The organism is Pseudoalteromonas sp. GABNS16E, assembly GCF_028598715.1.
GTDB classification, from domain to species: Bacteria; Pseudomonadota; Gammaproteobacteria; order Enterobacterales; family Alteromonadaceae; genus Pseudoalteromonas; species Pseudoalteromonas atlantica.
In genome coordinates this window covers 1-14665 of sequence record NZ_JAQREZ010000075.1, presented here as the reverse complement: position 1 = coordinate 14665, position 14665 = coordinate 1, and the positions used below count along the sequence as shown (strand labels likewise).

The 14665-nt window shown below is 39.9% G+C and carries 14 protein-coding genes and 1 pseudogene; 4 read left to right on the top strand and 11 right to left on the bottom strand.

The window, feature by feature from the left end; genetic code table 11:
- Positions 1-137 precede the first annotated feature (137 nt).
- Positions 138-503: a hypothetical protein gene (locus PSI06_RS19405; RefSeq protein WP_273604667.1), complete on the top strand. Its 366-nt coding sequence runs from the start codon at positions 138-140 to the stop codon at positions 501-503.
- A 65-nt stretch (positions 504-568) separates the two neighbouring features.
- On the opposite strand, the gene PSI06_RS19400 is transcribed toward PSI06_RS19405, so the two are convergent.
- From PSI06_RS19400 to PSI06_RS19375, 6 genes are all read right to left on the bottom strand, one after another.
- On the bottom strand, positions 569-3142 hold the full coding sequence (locus PSI06_RS19400) for a M1 family metallopeptidase (protein WP_273604666.1): 2574 nt from the start codon (positions 3140-3142) through the stop codon (positions 569-571).
- Positions 3143-3290: 148 nt separating this feature from the next.
- Entirely contained in the window at positions 3291-3971 is a 681-nt protein-coding gene (locus tag PSI06_RS19395) for a hypothetical protein (RefSeq protein ID WP_004589429.1), read from the bottom strand.
- Positions 3972-4124: 153 nt separating this feature from the next.
- Complete coding sequence (locus tag PSI06_RS19390) at positions 4125-4475, bottom strand: DUF2750 domain-containing protein (protein WP_004589430.1); 351 nt, start codon at positions 4473-4475, stop codon at positions 4125-4127.
- Positions 4476-4492: 17 nt separating this feature from the next.
- Positions 4493-5071 carry a glutathione S-transferase family protein gene (locus PSI06_RS19385; RefSeq protein WP_064384752.1) on the bottom strand — a complete coding sequence of 193 codons (579 nt, stop codon included), beginning with the start codon at positions 5069-5071 and terminating at the stop codon, positions 4493-4495.
- 55 nt (positions 5072-5126) lie between these two features.
- Complete coding sequence (locus PSI06_RS19380; RefSeq protein WP_004589432.1) at positions 5127-5408, bottom strand: peptidylprolyl isomerase; 282 nt, start codon at positions 5406-5408, stop codon at positions 5127-5129.
- Between the two features lie 79 nt (positions 5409-5487).
- Complete coding sequence (locus PSI06_RS19375; RefSeq protein ID WP_004589433.1) at positions 5488-6060, bottom strand: glutathione peroxidase; 573 nt, start codon at positions 6058-6060, stop codon at positions 5488-5490.
- A gap of 82 nt (positions 6061-6142) precedes the next feature.
- Between PSI06_RS19375 and PSI06_RS19370 the strand changes: the two genes are divergently transcribed.
- The 3 genes from PSI06_RS19370 to PSI06_RS19360 all read left to right on the top strand — a co-directional run bounded on the left by PSI06_RS19370 (position 6143) and on the right by PSI06_RS19360 (position 9913).
- Positions 6143-6634 (top strand): GNAT family N-acetyltransferase, encoded by a 492-nt coding sequence (locus PSI06_RS19370; RefSeq protein ID WP_096740161.1) that lies wholly within the window; start codon positions 6143-6145, stop codon positions 6632-6634.
- 110 nt (positions 6635-6744) lie between these two features.
- Positions 6745-8736 carry a sensor histidine kinase gene (locus PSI06_RS19365; RefSeq protein WP_248462252.1) on the top strand — a complete coding sequence of 664 codons (1992 nt, stop codon included), beginning with the start codon at positions 6745-6747 and terminating at the stop codon, positions 8734-8736.
- Between the two features lie 49 nt (positions 8737-8785).
- On the top strand, positions 8786-9913 hold the full coding sequence (locus PSI06_RS19360; RefSeq protein ID WP_273604665.1) for a response regulator: 1128 nt from the start codon (positions 8786-8788) through the stop codon (positions 9911-9913).
- A gap of 30 nt (positions 9914-9943) precedes the next feature.
- Here PSI06_RS19360 and queG read toward each other — a convergent pair whose 3' ends face one another.
- From queG to PSI06_RS19335, 5 genes and pseudogenes are all read right to left on the bottom strand, one after another.
- Positions 9944-11077: a tRNA epoxyqueuosine(34) reductase QueG gene (gene queG, locus PSI06_RS19355; protein ID WP_273604664.1), complete on the bottom strand. Its 1134-nt coding sequence runs from the start codon at positions 11075-11077 to the stop codon at positions 9944-9946.
- 117 nt (positions 11078-11194) lie between these two features.
- Complete coding sequence (locus PSI06_RS19350) at positions 11195-12412, bottom strand: methyl-accepting chemotaxis protein (RefSeq protein WP_273604663.1); 1218 nt, start codon at positions 12410-12412, stop codon at positions 11195-11197.
- Between the two features lie 313 nt (positions 12413-12725).
- Complete coding sequence (locus PSI06_RS19345; RefSeq protein ID WP_273604662.1) at positions 12726-13427, bottom strand: glycerophosphodiester phosphodiesterase; 702 nt, start codon at positions 13425-13427, stop codon at positions 12726-12728.
- On the bottom strand, positions 13424-14290 hold the full coding sequence (locus PSI06_RS19340) for a DMT family transporter (protein ID WP_273604661.1): 867 nt from the start codon (positions 14288-14290) through the stop codon (positions 13424-13426). The genes PSI06_RS19345 and PSI06_RS19340 overlap by 4 nt, the downstream gene beginning before the upstream one ends.
- A gap of 280 nt (positions 14291-14570) precedes the next feature.
- Positions 14571-14665, bottom strand: a pseudogene (locus PSI06_RS19335) (IS5/IS1182 family transposase); the annotation flags it as partial.

Below are 14665 nucleotides of genomic sequence, written 5' to 3'. Positions count from 1 at the left end.
TTCAGCTTGCTTCAAAATAGTGAGGATCTGACTGTCTGTAAAATGTGCTTTTTTCATAATTTTCTCCTGTGTTTACAATAAGAGAAAATTCTACGTTTGGCATCTATTATTTTTCGGGGGGATTACCACATCACCACGTGGCTTATAGTGCAGATGAGTTAACAGAGCAGCTCATTCAGTTAAAGTGCAGAAGCAACTTTAAAATTAAAAACATTGCTGAGTACATGTTAGCAAATTCTAAAGAAGCAATTTATACCCACAGTGAAGCGGGTAAAGGCAAAATAATTATTCGCCCAGCCTTTGAAGTGTTTAGCGATGATTTTGCAACAATTGATGAGGTAACACGAGTACAAGGTTATTTTCATAGTAGCGAGATGACACGCTTTCCTACACGTATTCACAAAAGTGCGCAGCCGATTCACTATGGTGTGGCCTTTAAAATTAACTCAGAGCAAGCAGCAAAAGACTTTATTGCCAAGCTAACACTGATTATTAACGGGTAAATAAAAGCCGCTGAGTGAATAACTCCGCGGCTTTTTTAATTATACTTATTTACTTTTAATTAAGCTTACTTGCTTTTTAAAAAGTCATTAACTGATGCCAGTTCACGCTCTTTAAGCGCAATACAGTCATGGGTACTTTCTTCAAGCTTGCTTAGCGTACGCGCGTAGCCCGGTGTTTCTTCAATTTTATCTTTAAAGAATGCTTGCGTGGTTGCTAAACTTTGTTCATCACAACGCGCGGTTGTAAAGTACGGTAAGTTAGGCACAAAAAACGGCGGTAAGCTTTGTGTTACCTTGTCGTAATTGTTGTATATCCACTCAATAAATAGTGCTTGGCGTGGCTCGCTATAACTTTGACCCGCTAAAATAGTGCGCATATCAGATGCGGTTACTTCGTCGGTTAGGGTGTACGCTAATACCTGCTTTTGTAACTGCGCTTTGCCCATAAAGCCCATTGCAGCCAGCATGTTTGTGCGTACTTGTGGATCTTTAGTGGTTTTAAAGGTTGCCATAAATTGATCAAGTAAGGCTTTATCCCCATTATAGGCGGCAAGTTTTAAGTAGGTAGCTGCTAAATACGGATCCACTTTTTGCGGATCGTTTAAGTACACTTGCGTTTGCTCTTTTGCTTTGCTGATCACACGTTGATCTTCACCATCAAAACCAAGCAAGGACACAACACCTGCACGTAGTTGCGATACTGCACCGTCTTCGCCAGCTTGTGCTTCAAGTGAGTATTTTTTAGCTGCAGGCATTACTGCACTGCGAATAAACTCAGGCCATAACGCTTCGTTGCTTTCATCTTTAAAGGTATTTTTTTGCGATACCAAATAGCCCAGTGCTGTATTTGCAACACGAGGATGATCATCGCTCACAAATACTTCTAAGGTTTGCATTAACTTAGCCGCCGATATTACACCCGCATCAAGTAGTGCATCAGTGGCAGAGAGCAGCGCTAAACGCTCACGATCATTAAGTGCTTGCGGAGCATGTTTTATTAGTGAATCAAACTGCGCATCGTCCATTACCCAACGGTAATAACCTAGCGCCCCTTCATCGGGATAAATCCACTGTGGCTCAAAATCAAGTGTTAGGGTTTGGCTTTGCTTATTGAGTAAAATACTGGCTGTTTTTACTTTATCGCCAGCGCCATATTTTATCCCAACGGGGACATTCCAAAGCTGTGCGGGTGCATCTACACCAGCATTAGCAAAGCGACTTTGCGATATAGTAATTTTTTTACCGTCTTGTTTTACATCTACAAGCGGAAAAGAAGACTGTTCAATAAATGATTTTAAAACACTCGCAACATCTTTATTAGAAGCTTTACCTAGCGCTTCCCATAAATCGGCTGCTTCAGCGTTTTTATACGAGAATTTTTTTAAGTAACTTTGGATCCCTTTTTGGAATGCGTCTTCACCAATCCAGTTTTCAACCATAGCCAGTACTGCGCTGCCTTTACTGTAGGCAAGCCCTAAACCATCCATAATATCGGCTTCGGTTTTAATCGGTTTACGAATCGGCTTAGTGCTTAAGCGAGCATCTAATGCCATTACGTTGTTTTGTGGTAAATCGAGGTGAGATTCAAATTCTGGATTAAGCTGTTTAGTAATTTTTGCCGCCATCCAGCTGGCAAATGCTTCGTTTAACCATAAGTCGTTCCACCACTTCATGGTAACTAAGTTACCGTACCATTGATGGGCAAGCTCGTGAGCAATAATCGACACATTGCGCTGTTTTTTACTGCGTGTAGCGGCTGCTAAATCAACCAGTAATATATCTTCGCGGTAGGTTACTAGGCCTGAGTTTTCCATTGCGCCAAAAGGAAACTCGGGTACTGCTACCGAGTCGAGCTTTTTATAAATATAAGGAATACCAAAATACGCCTCAAGTGCAGCAAGTACTTTTGGCATGTTCTCTTTTGCGTAATCAGCTAAATGAATTTTACCCTGCGGGGTAATAACACGCCCTGGAATTGGCATGTCTTTTATTTCAAGCTCTTCAAAAGGGCCCACGGCCATAGCCACTAAATAAGAAGGAATAGGTGGCGTTTTATCAAAGTAATGCGTTGTCATCTCGCCGTTAACTGTGGTTTTAAGCTCTGGCGTATTGGCATAAACCTTTTGAGACGTTGGCGCTGTAATTGTTAACTGAAACGGTATTTTATAACTTGGCTCATCAAATACCGGAAATGCACGGCGTGCATCATTCATTTCAAACTGAGTAAATAAATAAGGTGTACCCTGATCAATTGTTTTGTATAAGCCCACACTTTGGCGATTATACGGCGCAGAAAAATCTATTTTTAGGGTGTACTTACCCGGTTGAATTTGCTCATCACAGCTAAATTTTACTTTTTCTGTTTTTAGCATTTCGTTATTTAAGTCGCAGTTTTCATCGCCTAGTAACTGCGCCATTTTAACAGCGTAAGCCACGCCGTTAAGTTCAATGTAATGAGTGGGTTTTAACACTTCTAGGGCTATTTCTGTCATCCCTGTAAAGGTGTCTTGGCTTGGGTCGAGTGTTAACGACACCTTTTGTGAACTTGGTTTAGCAAGCTTTTCGATAACGAACTCGTTAGCGCTGGCAGTAGTCATTGCTAAAGCAACACTTACTGTTAATAGGCTTTTTAAAAACATAGTGATCCCTAGATTGTTGTTGTTAGAAACTGACTCAAACAGGCATTTCTATGCCCTTAAAAATTGAGATTTAGATATCCTAGCAGTTTTTTTTATGAGAGTAATTTAATAAAGTGGCTGCTTGGATTTAAAATAGTAACAAATAGTGTCAGTGGCTCTGGCGCTGCTTAAAGCGTTGCCAATGCAGCTGTGGGTTAATGGTGCGAATTTGCTGTATTACGTTGTTTAGTAAGGCGGTATCGTCAAATTTATCATTGGGGTATTCGTTAAACCCCATTAAATAATTAAAGGCGTCTTTTGAATTAGCCTGTAATGCGTAAATACGTACTTGTTGCTCAAAATTAAGTCGTAGGCTACTTATGGCGGTTTTCATACCGAGTTGATCAACAGTGGGAATGGCACATTTTTGCAAATAACCCGCACGCTCACCTTCACCAGTAAACCAAATGCGTACTTTTTCGCTGTAACGGCCAGACTTAGCCGGTAAATCAAACAACAAACGTGTGTGATTATGTGCTTTAACAAAGGCAATAAAGTCGTTAAGCCCTGCATCAACTAAGGCTTGATGCACCGGAACTAAGCGCGCTTTTATTTTTCCATTAGTATGAAAATTAAAACATAAAATGCCATTTTTAAGCTCAAGATCGTCAAGCGTTAAGCAGCCAATTTCATCGCTATATGCGCCACTGTAATAGGCAATTAAAGGCAACCAAAAATGCCAATGCTTTGCTTGCTCTCTTGCTACTTTAAAGTCGCCATAAATATAGCCGTTATAAAGCGTATGCAGTTCCATTGCTGAAAAAGGGCGGCGGCCAAGATGGGTTTTCAACGTAATTCCTTGAAATTAATGACATGTTATATTTTATACTTAAAACAGATAAACATGCGAGTATCGATTTTAGTATTTATGTTTTTAGCTACAAAACAAAAACACCCACTTAAAAAGCAGGTGTTGTATTCACTATTTAATTTATAGTGGCAGTTATTCGCTAAGTGCGCGTGCTAAGCCAACAGGCTCTATTTCTACACACACTTGGTCGTCATTCCAATTTAAACCAACTAATGCGCTGTCTTCGTTTAAATCTTCTACCCACTCATCTAAAAATTCATCTAAATTAATTTCTACAGGCGTAAATTCTTGCCACTCTTCTTTACACTGGGCTTTTGCTGCGTCTTCGCTTTCCCATAAAAGCAGTACATCCGTTTCGGCAAACTGGTTAGATTCGCACACTACAAAGCCGCCGTCGTCGCCACCTAACGCCCACACTTGCTCGCTTAAACGTACTTTTTCTACAAAGCTAACTAGTTGTGATTCAATTTCAATATCGCTCATGTGTTTACCTTATTTGTTTAGAGTCTGGGATCGGTGCTTACTGCAGCTTGACGCGTGCCATAGTCGTTATAAAAACTGACTAAAGCTGCGTGTTGGCTAAAGTCTGTTAATTCACGAAAGCAAATCCAATCAAGTAGGCAGTATAAACTGATGTTAAGGCATTCACAGCCTTTAAATTCATCATCGTTTAAATGACTATTTAAATAGCTTAATGTTTGTGCAATTCGTTCGTTTTGCAGATTAAAAAATAATTTATCGTCGTTAGTATCAAACCCTGAGCGTCTGCTAAGTGCTAATTCTACTAACGAGTCGTTACAGGCGTTAATAATATTAAGTAGGTGCTCTTGCGACCAGCTTAGTGGTGTTTTACCAGCCTTGGCGATAAGGTAACGTAAAATAATGGTTGAATCGCTTAGCGTTAAATCGCCATCAATTAAAACCGGTATTTTTCTTCCTGGGTTGTTACTGGCTAAGGTAGGGCGGTCTTGCTCAGAAAAAATATCTAGGTTTACTAGCGCTAAGTCAACATTGTTTTGTGCTGCCCACATTCTTACTCTGCGCGCAAATGGAGAAGGGTTAGATCCTATAAGTTTCATAATTGCTCCTAAAAAAAGCCGCATAAGCGGCTTTTTGTGTTGCGATAAGTCAACGTTATTCTGAGCGGCTTGTCACTTCTAGTAAGTGATAGCCAAACTGTGTTTGTACAGGGCCTTGTACTTGATTAATTGGCGCTGAAAATACAACTTTGTCAAATTCAGGTACCATCATACCTGGGCCAAACTCGCCAAGTGCTCCGCCGTCTTGACCAGAAGGACAGTTTGAATATGTTTTTGCAAGCTCTGCAAAGTCTTCGCCTTGTTCAATCTTAGCTTTTAAATCTAAGCACTCTGCTTCGCTGTCTACTAAAATGTGCCTTGCACTTGCCACTGCCATAAAATCTCCTGTTTAAAGTTGGTGTATTTAACCATTAAAGCCAGTCTAGTTAGTTTTAACTCGCAGTACCAGTATAAACTTAATTGATGAGTAGCGTATTTTCAATTGCATCAATTAATTCTTTTGAATTAGGAGCTACTTTACTGTTAAAGCGTTTAATTGTTTTGCGATCAGCTGAAACTAAATATTTATAAAAGTTCCAGTTAGGTGAGCTGGTCTGCGCGTTTAAGTGTTTAAATATTGGATTTGCATCACTGCCGCGAACTTCGCTGGTAGTAAACATAGTAAACGTAACGCCGTAATTAATAAAACACACTTTTGCTATGTCTTTTTCATCGTTTTCTTCTTGAAAAAAATCATCAGATGGAAAACCTAATACCACTAAACCTTTGTCTTTGTATTGTTGGTGTACTTTTTCAAGACCTTCAAATTGAGATGTAAAACCACAATTGCTAGCCGTATTTACAATGAGCAAAGGGCGGTTTTTAAATTGGCATAAGTTTAAGGATTCTTTCGAGCGCAGCTTACGTATCTCTACATTTGTAAAGTCTTCACATTGTTGCTGCTGTTGTTTGCTGGGTAACGTGTCGTTTGCTTGGGCAGCTAAGCTCGTAATAAAAATACTGAGCCCTAGTATCGTTTTTTTTAACATACTCAACGCCTAAATTTATAATTGTTTGACTAGTCTATCTTACGCTAATATGCACAAAAGTGATCAACAATATTAAGCTGTTATGACTACACGTTTAGCCACTATAGAAGATTTACCTGCCATTGTCGCAATATACAACGAAACGATCGCCTCGCGTATGGTGACCGCCGATACCGAAGAAGTATCGGTACAGAGCAAACGTGAGTGGTTTAATAGCCACACCGGTAAACGGCCTATTTATGTTTATTGCGAAAATGACCAAGTACTTGCCTGGCTAAGTTATAAATCGTTTTATGGGCGCCCCGCATACGATGGCACCGTCGAAATGAGCATTTATATTACCAAAGCGGCGCAAGGTAAAGGACTTGGCAAAAAGCTGATGGAGTTTGCCCAAATAGAGGCTAAACAGCTCGGAATTGATGTATTGCTTGGTTTTATATTTAGCCACAACTTACCAAGTATTAAGTTATTCAAGCACTTTGGTTTTAGCGTATGGGGTGAGTTGCCTCATATCGCGGTAATGGATAACACGCGCTACAGTTTAACAATATTCGGTAAGCATCTACCAAAATAGTTGTGGAGCTTATCGGTAAAAAAATCAAAATTAAGTCTAACAACCTATACCAACTAAGAAATTATAGGCTACGCTATTAACATATAAAGTGTTTACGATAGTGTGGCTTAATGAGTCGAAAAATTTTAATTGTAGATAGCAGCAGTGTTATCGCAATGAGAGTGAAAGTTTTACTAGAATTAATAGGTTGTGAGGCTGAGCTCGTTCATTACTCTATGATTGATTTATACTCTAACACCAGCCAGTATGACTTGGTAATTGGTGCTTACGGAGTACCGTGTGAAGTAGTAAAGTCGATAGCTCAAAAAATCTCACAAGACCGCTGTGTATTACTTGCCCCTAAAGCCGAAAGCGGTGAGCAACTTAGCGCCTTTAGCGAGCTTAATAAGTTAGTCCCAGATGCAACGGTTATTTATCCGTTTTTTTCAAATAAAGAAATTACCTCATTACTCGAAAACCTCTTAGAGCTTGGATCTAGCCACGTTTTAAAACTCCCCACTATTTTACTTGTTGATCATATGCCTGAGCGCCTTGAAAAAATGAAAAGTAATTTAGTCGGGGCGCATATCAAAACGCTAACCGCAACCAGCGCAACCGAAGCGGTGGCAGTGGCTAATGAAAACAGTATAGATATTTTAATTAGCGATTTTAGCTTTGAAGATGGCACCGGTTTAAATATTTTTTCTGCTATTAAAATGTCTCAGCCAGATTGCCGATGCTTATTGTTTACCGCACGCCCTGAGCAAGTTTCAATGATTGAGGCAATTCGTAAAGGGGTTGAAGATGTTTTAATAAAGCCTCTAACCGATAGCGTACTGCTGCAATCGGTACATAAATTGTGGCAAACAGAGCTTTTAAAACGCCGTAACGCTGAGCTAGTTGAGCGTTTACAAGATACCGTTGATGCATTAATCGAAAAAGACAGCCTATTACAAGTTATTTATAAAAATACGCCTGACGCCATTATGCTATTTGAACGCAGCGGCAAAGTAATAGAAGCAAATGATGCCTGCTTAAGGCTGTTTAAGCTACCCTTTGACAAACTCGCGGGCTTTTCTGTATTTGAATTTTTAGATGAGGAATCAAGTGCTGAAATAAAAAATAAAATCAGCACACTCAATCGTAACCGCCAATTTAGTAGCGACCTACGTTTGCAAAAAACAGACGGCGGGTATATTCCGCTGGTTGGCTCGTTTAACGAAATAGACCACCATGGCGAAATTGCGTTAGCGGTTATATTTAAAAATGTAACTCACTTAAAACAAAAAGAAGAATTACTCCTTGAAGCTAAAGACTTACTTGAGGAGCAAGTGCGAGCTCGTACTTCGCAGCTAGAGCATGCTAAAAATGTGGCCGAAGCTGCCAATTTAAGCAAATCGGAATTTTTGGCTAACATGTCGCACGAGTTACGCACCCCTATGCACTCTATATTAAGCTTTTCTCGATTTGGTTTGAGTAAGTTAGAAGCAGGCGATTTTGCTAAAGATAAACTTTTAAAGTACTTGTCGCGTATTGAAAGCAGCGGCGAGCGTTTATTGTCGTTATTAAACAACTTACTTGATTTATCAAAATTGGATGTGGGGAAATTTCCATTTAATCCACGCCCATACAATATAGAAAGTATTATAAAAACCAGTATTGATGATGTCTCTGGTACGGCTATGGAAAAAGAAATTGAAATTGTTTTTTCAAAACCCGGGCCAGTGGTTGTGCAGTGTGATGAAGAGCAAATTAATCAGCTATTGCGCAATGTGTTAGGTAACGCACTTAAATTTAGCGAACCTAAAAGTCGTATTGAAGTGAACTTAATGGCTGATCAAAACAGTGCCATTATTGATGTAATAGACAATGGAATAGGTATACCTGAGGATGAATTAGAGCACGTGTTTACTAAATTTGTACAAAGCAGCAAAACGAACAGTGGCGCTGGTGGTACTGGTTTAGGGCTTGCGCTTTGTAGAGAGTTTGTAGCACTTCATCAAGGCGAAATTACGGCAAGTAATAATAGCGATGGTGGTGCAACAATTAGGATTCAGGTACCCCTAGAAATAGATTTAGATGAGCATTTAGCCGATGATAAGCTAGCAGTGCAAGATAGCTAATTATATGTGTAAGTAATGTTTAAATGATATTTAATTGGATGATGAAAATATGGCCTTAACTAAAATTCTTGCTGTAGATGATGAACCTTTCAACCGTGAAATTATTGAAGAAATTTTAGAAGATCTTGATTTCGAATTACAAGTTGCCACAAGCGGCCCTGAGTGTTTAGCCATGGTTGAAGGCTACATGCCCCAAGTTATTTTACTTGATGTAAGTATGCCGCAAATGAATGGCTACGAAGTGTGTAAAGCATTAAAGGCGAATCCGAATACCGCGCATATAATTGTTATGTTTGTTTCCGCTAGAGGAACGGTTGAAGAGCGTATGGAAGGTTACTCAGTCGGTGCCGAGGATTACATTGTAAAACCGTTTGGGCATGATGAGCTTAAATCAAAACTTAAAAACTTAAACCAAGTATTAATAGAAAAACAAAGCCTTGAAAAACAAGTAGAAGATGCAACATCTACGGCATTTAACGCTATGGCAAACAGTAGCGAAATGGGGCAAATAGTTAACTACATTGAAAACATTGGTTTTATTAATAATCCGCAAGATTTAGGTAAAGCCTTAATAGACTGCTTACAAACGTTTGACCTACAAAGTAATGTTGAATTTAGACATCTTGATACAATAGAGCACTTTGCTCTTAGCGGAGTGTGTTCACCTATTGTAATTGAGCTGTTTGATATGCTTAAAAACAAAGGTCGCTTACATGAGTTTTCTCACCGAATATTAGTTAACTACGAGATGATAAGCTTATTAATTCTGAATATGCCAGATCACGACCCAGATAAACACGGGCGTATTCGTGACCACGTTTGCTTTATTGTCAGTGTGACTGAGCAGCAGTTACGTGCAATTATGACCAAGCAAATGCTTGAGTCGCAGCAGCAAAAGCTAAATGATGTAGCCAGCACAGTGCATAGTAAGTTTCATGGCTTAATTGGGTTACTAAACGAAAACCGCGAAAGTAACGAAAAAGTATTCAAGCAATTACAAGAAGACTTAGAAGTACGCATACCCACAATGGGATTAGATGAAGACCAAGAGGTGTTTATTTATAAAAAAGTGGACGAAACTATTCAAAATTCAATTGCCAGAGAAGAGTCGGTTAAACAAGTTAAAGCCGCCTTTGCTGAAATTGAACAAGATTTATCTTTGTTACTTAAAAAATAAACCTCTCATAATAAGGCTCACCTGAGTGATTTACGCATCACGAGGTAAGCCTTTTTCGACAATTCTAATTAGGCGCTGTGTTTTACGAAGTTGTTCTCTTTGTTTATTATTTTGTTGCTCAAGCGCCCACTCTATATGCTCTTTTACTAGCTGCGAGCTAGACTCATGTTTGCTTTCTAAAGCGTTAATAATGCTAGGGCTAAAATCGGCATTGCCTAAACCCACCGCTAAATTACGCAACCAACGTTCGTGTCCAATACGGCGAATAGGGCTGCCTTCGGTATTTTTTAAAAAAGTAGGTTCGTCCCAGTCAAATAGTTCAAGTAAGTCTTTGTTTTTTAGTTGTGTACGGGGATGGAAGTCTTGCTCATCGGTAATTTGACCATAACGGTTCCATGGGCAAACCAATTGGCAATCGTCGCAGCCATAAACTCGGTTCCCCAATAATGCACGGTATTGCTCAGGTATAGGCCCTTGGTGCTCAATGGTTAAGTACGAAATACATTTGCGTGCATCTACCACATAGGGCTCTACAATTGCCCCTGTTGGGCAAAGCGTAATGCAAGCAACGCATTTTCCGCAGCCTTCAAACGTATTTTCATTATCAATTGGCAGGGGTAAATCAACAAAAAGCTCACCTAAAAAAAACCACGACCCAGCTTCTTGGTTTATTAATAAAGAGTGTTTACCTCGCCAGCCTAATCCCGCTTTTTCAGCAAGCTGGCGCTCAAGCACAGGCGCAGAGTCTACAAATGGCCTAAAACCGTAATCGCCAATTTCTTGCTCTATTTTTTGGCCCAGCTTTTTTAGTCGGTTGCGCATTAATTTGTGATAGTCACGCCCTAATGCGTAGCGGCTAATGTAGGCTTTTTCGGTGTTTTTTAGTGTTTTGGCAAAACTAGCATCAGGGGGCAGGTAGTTCATTTTTACCGAAATAACCCGCTGGGTGCCAGGGACTAGTTCAGCAGGGCGTGCGCGTTTCATGCCATGGGCTGCCATATAATCCATAGAGCCGTGGTAGCCTGCATCTAACCAGCGCTCTAATTGTGCTTCGTGTTTAGATAGGTCTATATCGGTAATACCCACCTCACTAAAGCCGAGTTCTTGGCCCCAGGCTTTAATATTTTTGGCTAGCTGTTGGTAGTTGGGGGTTGAGTTACTCACACACATTACACACTTAAATAATTAGCTGCGTAATTTACCATATTTATAAAGCGCTGTTGAATGTTGCCAGTTAAAATATTAAGACAATATAGCGCTCGGCTTTTGTTTTGAAATTGCTTATTGCACAAAGCGCTTTAATTGCTGTTGTGTTTGCTGGCTAAGTGCATGTGATTGCTGGCTATTACTTAGTGCATGATCAATAGCGCTTTTAGCTTGCTCGCCTAAGGTAACAATTTGCTCTACCGATTGGTGAGTGTGCTGCTGCGCTTGCTCTAGCGTATGCACCGCATCCGCTATTTGCTGTAGCTGCTGTTGGTTTTGTTCAAACTCACCTAGCATTGTTTTAAACCCTTCAGAGGTATTACTAATGGCGCTTTGTGCGGTACCTGAGTGGCTAATTAACTGCTCACTTTCTTGGTTGGTTTCGTTAACCAGCTCATTCATTTGGTTAATAAAGTCGCTTATTTGTCGGGTTGCACCACTTACTTTTACCGATAATGTACGTACTTCATCAGCAACAACAGCAAATCCTCTGCCAGCTTCACCAGCGCGTGCCGCTTCAATGGCAGCGTTTAGTGCCAGTAAATTAGTTTGATCCGAAAACTCCTCAACCATTTTTAAAATGCTGCGAATGTTTTCGCTGTTTTCTTTAAGGCCAGACACCGTTTTAGAAAATCTTTGCAGCAAAGTACCAATAAGCGACACCTTATCGACTAAGCTTGCAAGCTCTTGCGACGAAAGCTTAACAAAGTCTAAGTGCTCGCTGTTAACGCTATGAACGCTGTCGGTATTGCTCACTATGCCTTCTAAGCTTTGCACTATTTGGTTACTCGCATTAATAATATTGTGGCTTAGCTGAGTTTGCTGCTCACTTAACTGCTGCGTATTTTGCATAGCGGTATTTACATCAACATTACTTTGCTCGCTGGCTTTAGCGCTGGCGTGAGTTGTACTTAGTAAATCACTTAAGTGGTTAGTAAATAAGTTATATTGCGTACTTAGTTCTTTAAATTCGTCAAAAGAAAATTGCGGTAAGTTGGCGGCTAAATTAGCCTCTTGCTGGTTTATGTTTACTAAAGTGTCGCACATAGCTTTTACAGGGCGCACTATTAAATAGCGCATATAAAAAATAGTAAAGGCAAAGCCCGCTACAATAACCAAGGTTAACAACCAAAATGCGCTAGTACTGTGCTGCTCGCTTAAGCTTTGATATAACCAAAATAAGGTAATGGCCTGAAACAAAAAAACAAAGCTTAAATTACCCACTATTTTACGCGTAAGCGTATAAAAAAATGTTCGCTCAATATAATTATAAAATTGCATTACACCACTCATTTATTGCTTACCCATCTAGGGCGTGTTGACCTTTGATGGTTGAATTTGCAGCAGTATGTTTGGCTTTTAGGCAAGGCAGAGCCTATGAAGTGTGGTTATTCCCCATAAATAGGCGATAACGCTGCATAAATGCCAAACATGCGCTGCCCTTTGGGTTCTGCCTAAGGGCGATAAACTCTTTGTTACTCGGTTTTTACTTAGCCCACTAGGTTACAAGCCTCGCGCCGCGATTTAATCGCCCCTAGATTGAACAAATTTCAATCCGCAAAGATCATCACGCCCTAGCTAGATTATCGACTAAGTTACCGTTAACTCAAGTAATAATGTTTGCTAAATATTTTTTAGAGCGAGCGGGGTAATTAGTAAAAATACCATGCACCCCAATTTTTAGCATAAAATCCATGTCTTCTGGCCTATCTACGGTGTAGGCATAAACTTGCAGGCCTCGCGCTATGGCATCATCTACAAAAGCTTTGTTTACAAAGCTTTTGTCTACATGAACACTATACGCATTTAACTGTTGAGCAAACTGTGCATAATTTAACGGAATTGATGAGGTTAACGCGCCAATGTGTAACCACGGTAACCTATTTTTAAGCCAATGAATTTGATGGTGATCAAACGACGACACTAAAATATTACCTTTAGTAATAACGCCTTTAGCAATATTGTTGTTTAAAATAGTGGCAAACTTTTCAAGCTCAAAGGTATGTTTAAGCTCTATATTGAGTAATGTCTTATTGTTATTCCAATCAAGTAATTGCTGTAGAGTGGGGATTTGCTCGCCGTTACCGGCATCCAACAGACTAAGTTGCTGCGCGGTAAAGTCGCTTACTTTACCCTGCCCGCTGGTGGTTCTATCTAGCCACGAGTCGTGTATGAGCATATAGTCATCAAGCGCACTTTGAATATCAACTTCAATGCCATCTACCCCTACATTTAACGCTTCTAAAATAGCGCTTTTAGTGTTTTCAGGGTAATTGCCGCTTGCCCCGCGGTGCGCAAATATTTTCATTTTCTAGCCTTTTGAGTAATAGACCACGTTTCAAAACAGGCTGCACTGACTATGAGTGCACCGCCAATAAGTGTTAGTAGCGTTGGCCGCTCATGAATAATAACAATAGCCAACAAAGTGCCGTAAAGCGGCTGCAAGCACGAAATTAACCCCGCAGTAGCTGCCGATAAGTGCTTTAAACTCGCTGCAAATAGCGAGTGCGGTGTAGCGGTAAAAATAATACCCGCCACAGCAATTAAAATAAGGTCGTGGTTACTTACCTCATATACAGGGACCTTAATAAATGCGCAAAGCATAACACTTGCCACTAAGGTTTGATAAAACATGGTTTGTGGGCCGCCATACTGGCTAAAAAAGCGTTTATGGGTAATATTTCTAATCGAAAAAAACAAAGCCGAAACCACACCCATAATAACCCCTAAGGTTACATCGTCGCCTAAATTTGCGCTGGGTACGAGTAAATATATACCTAATACAACCACAGCTGCGCTTATAATATCTTTTGCTTGGGGCCTGCTTTTATTAAACAAGGGCTCTAAAAATACCGTCATTACTGGGTAGCTAAAAAAAGCCAGCATACCCACAGTTACGCCCGCCATTTGCATGCCTGCAAAGTAAGTAACCCAATGCATGCCTACCGCTACACCTAAAAATAACGCAATGAGGTAATCTTTTGGTTTGTTTAACTTAATTTGTTTTTTTTGAAAGTACAGCATAGCCAAAATTGCCATGCCAGCAATAGCGGTACGATACACCGTAATATCAATTGCATTTAACCCTATTAACTTTGCAAAAAGGGCGGTGCCCCCAAAAAGTAACACGGCAATATGTAAGTAAACCAGGCTTTGCTGTTGTGGCTGCATTTAAATGAGAACTCCTTTTTTTATTATCTTATCACTGGGTGCGAACTCACAGGATGAAATTTTTAAAACATGACAAATGTCAGCAAAGTTAATGACATTTCACACTCTTATTATTTTTTGGCTTTGGCATAGTTAACTTATCTTAATGGGAGGTGGCTATGAATACGTTAATTTTAATAAGTCTCGCTATTAGCGAGTTTTTAGAATCACTTAGCTTTAGTGTTTCAATAAATGATTACTTTATACTCATTAGGGGCTGTTGATCTTTGTAGTACATATATCAATCAGCCCACATTGGTAGCCACATCATAGTAAATGCTAAAGCGAGCATTGAATGATAATTTCGTTCAAGCTTTTCATACCGCGTGGCTATCC

Coding starts and splice junctions, on each gene's coding strand:
- PSI06_RS19400 (WP_273604666.1), bottom strand. CDS start 3,142: ATGTTTTTAAAAAGCCTATTAACAGTAAGTGTTGCTTTAGCAATGACT.
- PSI06_RS19390 (WP_004589430.1), bottom strand. CDS start 4,475: ATGAGCGATATTGAAATTGAATCACAACTAGTTAGCTTTGTAGAAAAA.
- PSI06_RS19385 (WP_064384752.1), bottom strand. CDS start 5,071: ATGAAACTTATAGGATCTAACCCTTCTCCATTTGCGCGCAGAGTAAGA.
- PSI06_RS19380 (WP_004589432.1), bottom strand. CDS start 5,408: ATGGCAGTGGCAAGTGCAAGGCACATTTTAGTAGACAGCGAAGCAGAG.
- PSI06_RS19375 (WP_004589433.1), bottom strand. CDS start 6,060: ATGTTAAAAAAAACGATACTAGGGCTCAGTATTTTTATTACGAGCTTA.
- PSI06_RS19370 (WP_096740161.1), top strand. CDS start 6,143: ATGACTACACGTTTAGCCACTATAGAAGATTTACCTGCCATTGTCGCA.
- PSI06_RS19365 (WP_248462252.1), top strand. CDS start 6,745: ATGAGTCGAAAAATTTTAATTGTAGATAGCAGCAGTGTTATCGCAATG.
- PSI06_RS19360 (WP_273604665.1), top strand. CDS start 8,786: ATGGCCTTAACTAAAATTCTTGCTGTAGATGATGAACCTTTCAACCGT.
- PSI06_RS19350 (WP_273604663.1), bottom strand. CDS start 12,412: ATGAGTGGTGTAATGCAATTTTATAATTATATTGAGCGAACATTTTTT.
- PSI06_RS19345 (WP_273604662.1), bottom strand. CDS start 13,427: ATGAAAATATTTGCGCACCGCGGGGCAAGCGGCAATTACCCTGAAAAC.
- PSI06_RS19340 (WP_273604661.1), bottom strand. CDS start 14,290: ATGCAGCCACAACAGCAAAGCCTGGTTTACTTACATATTGCCGTGTTA.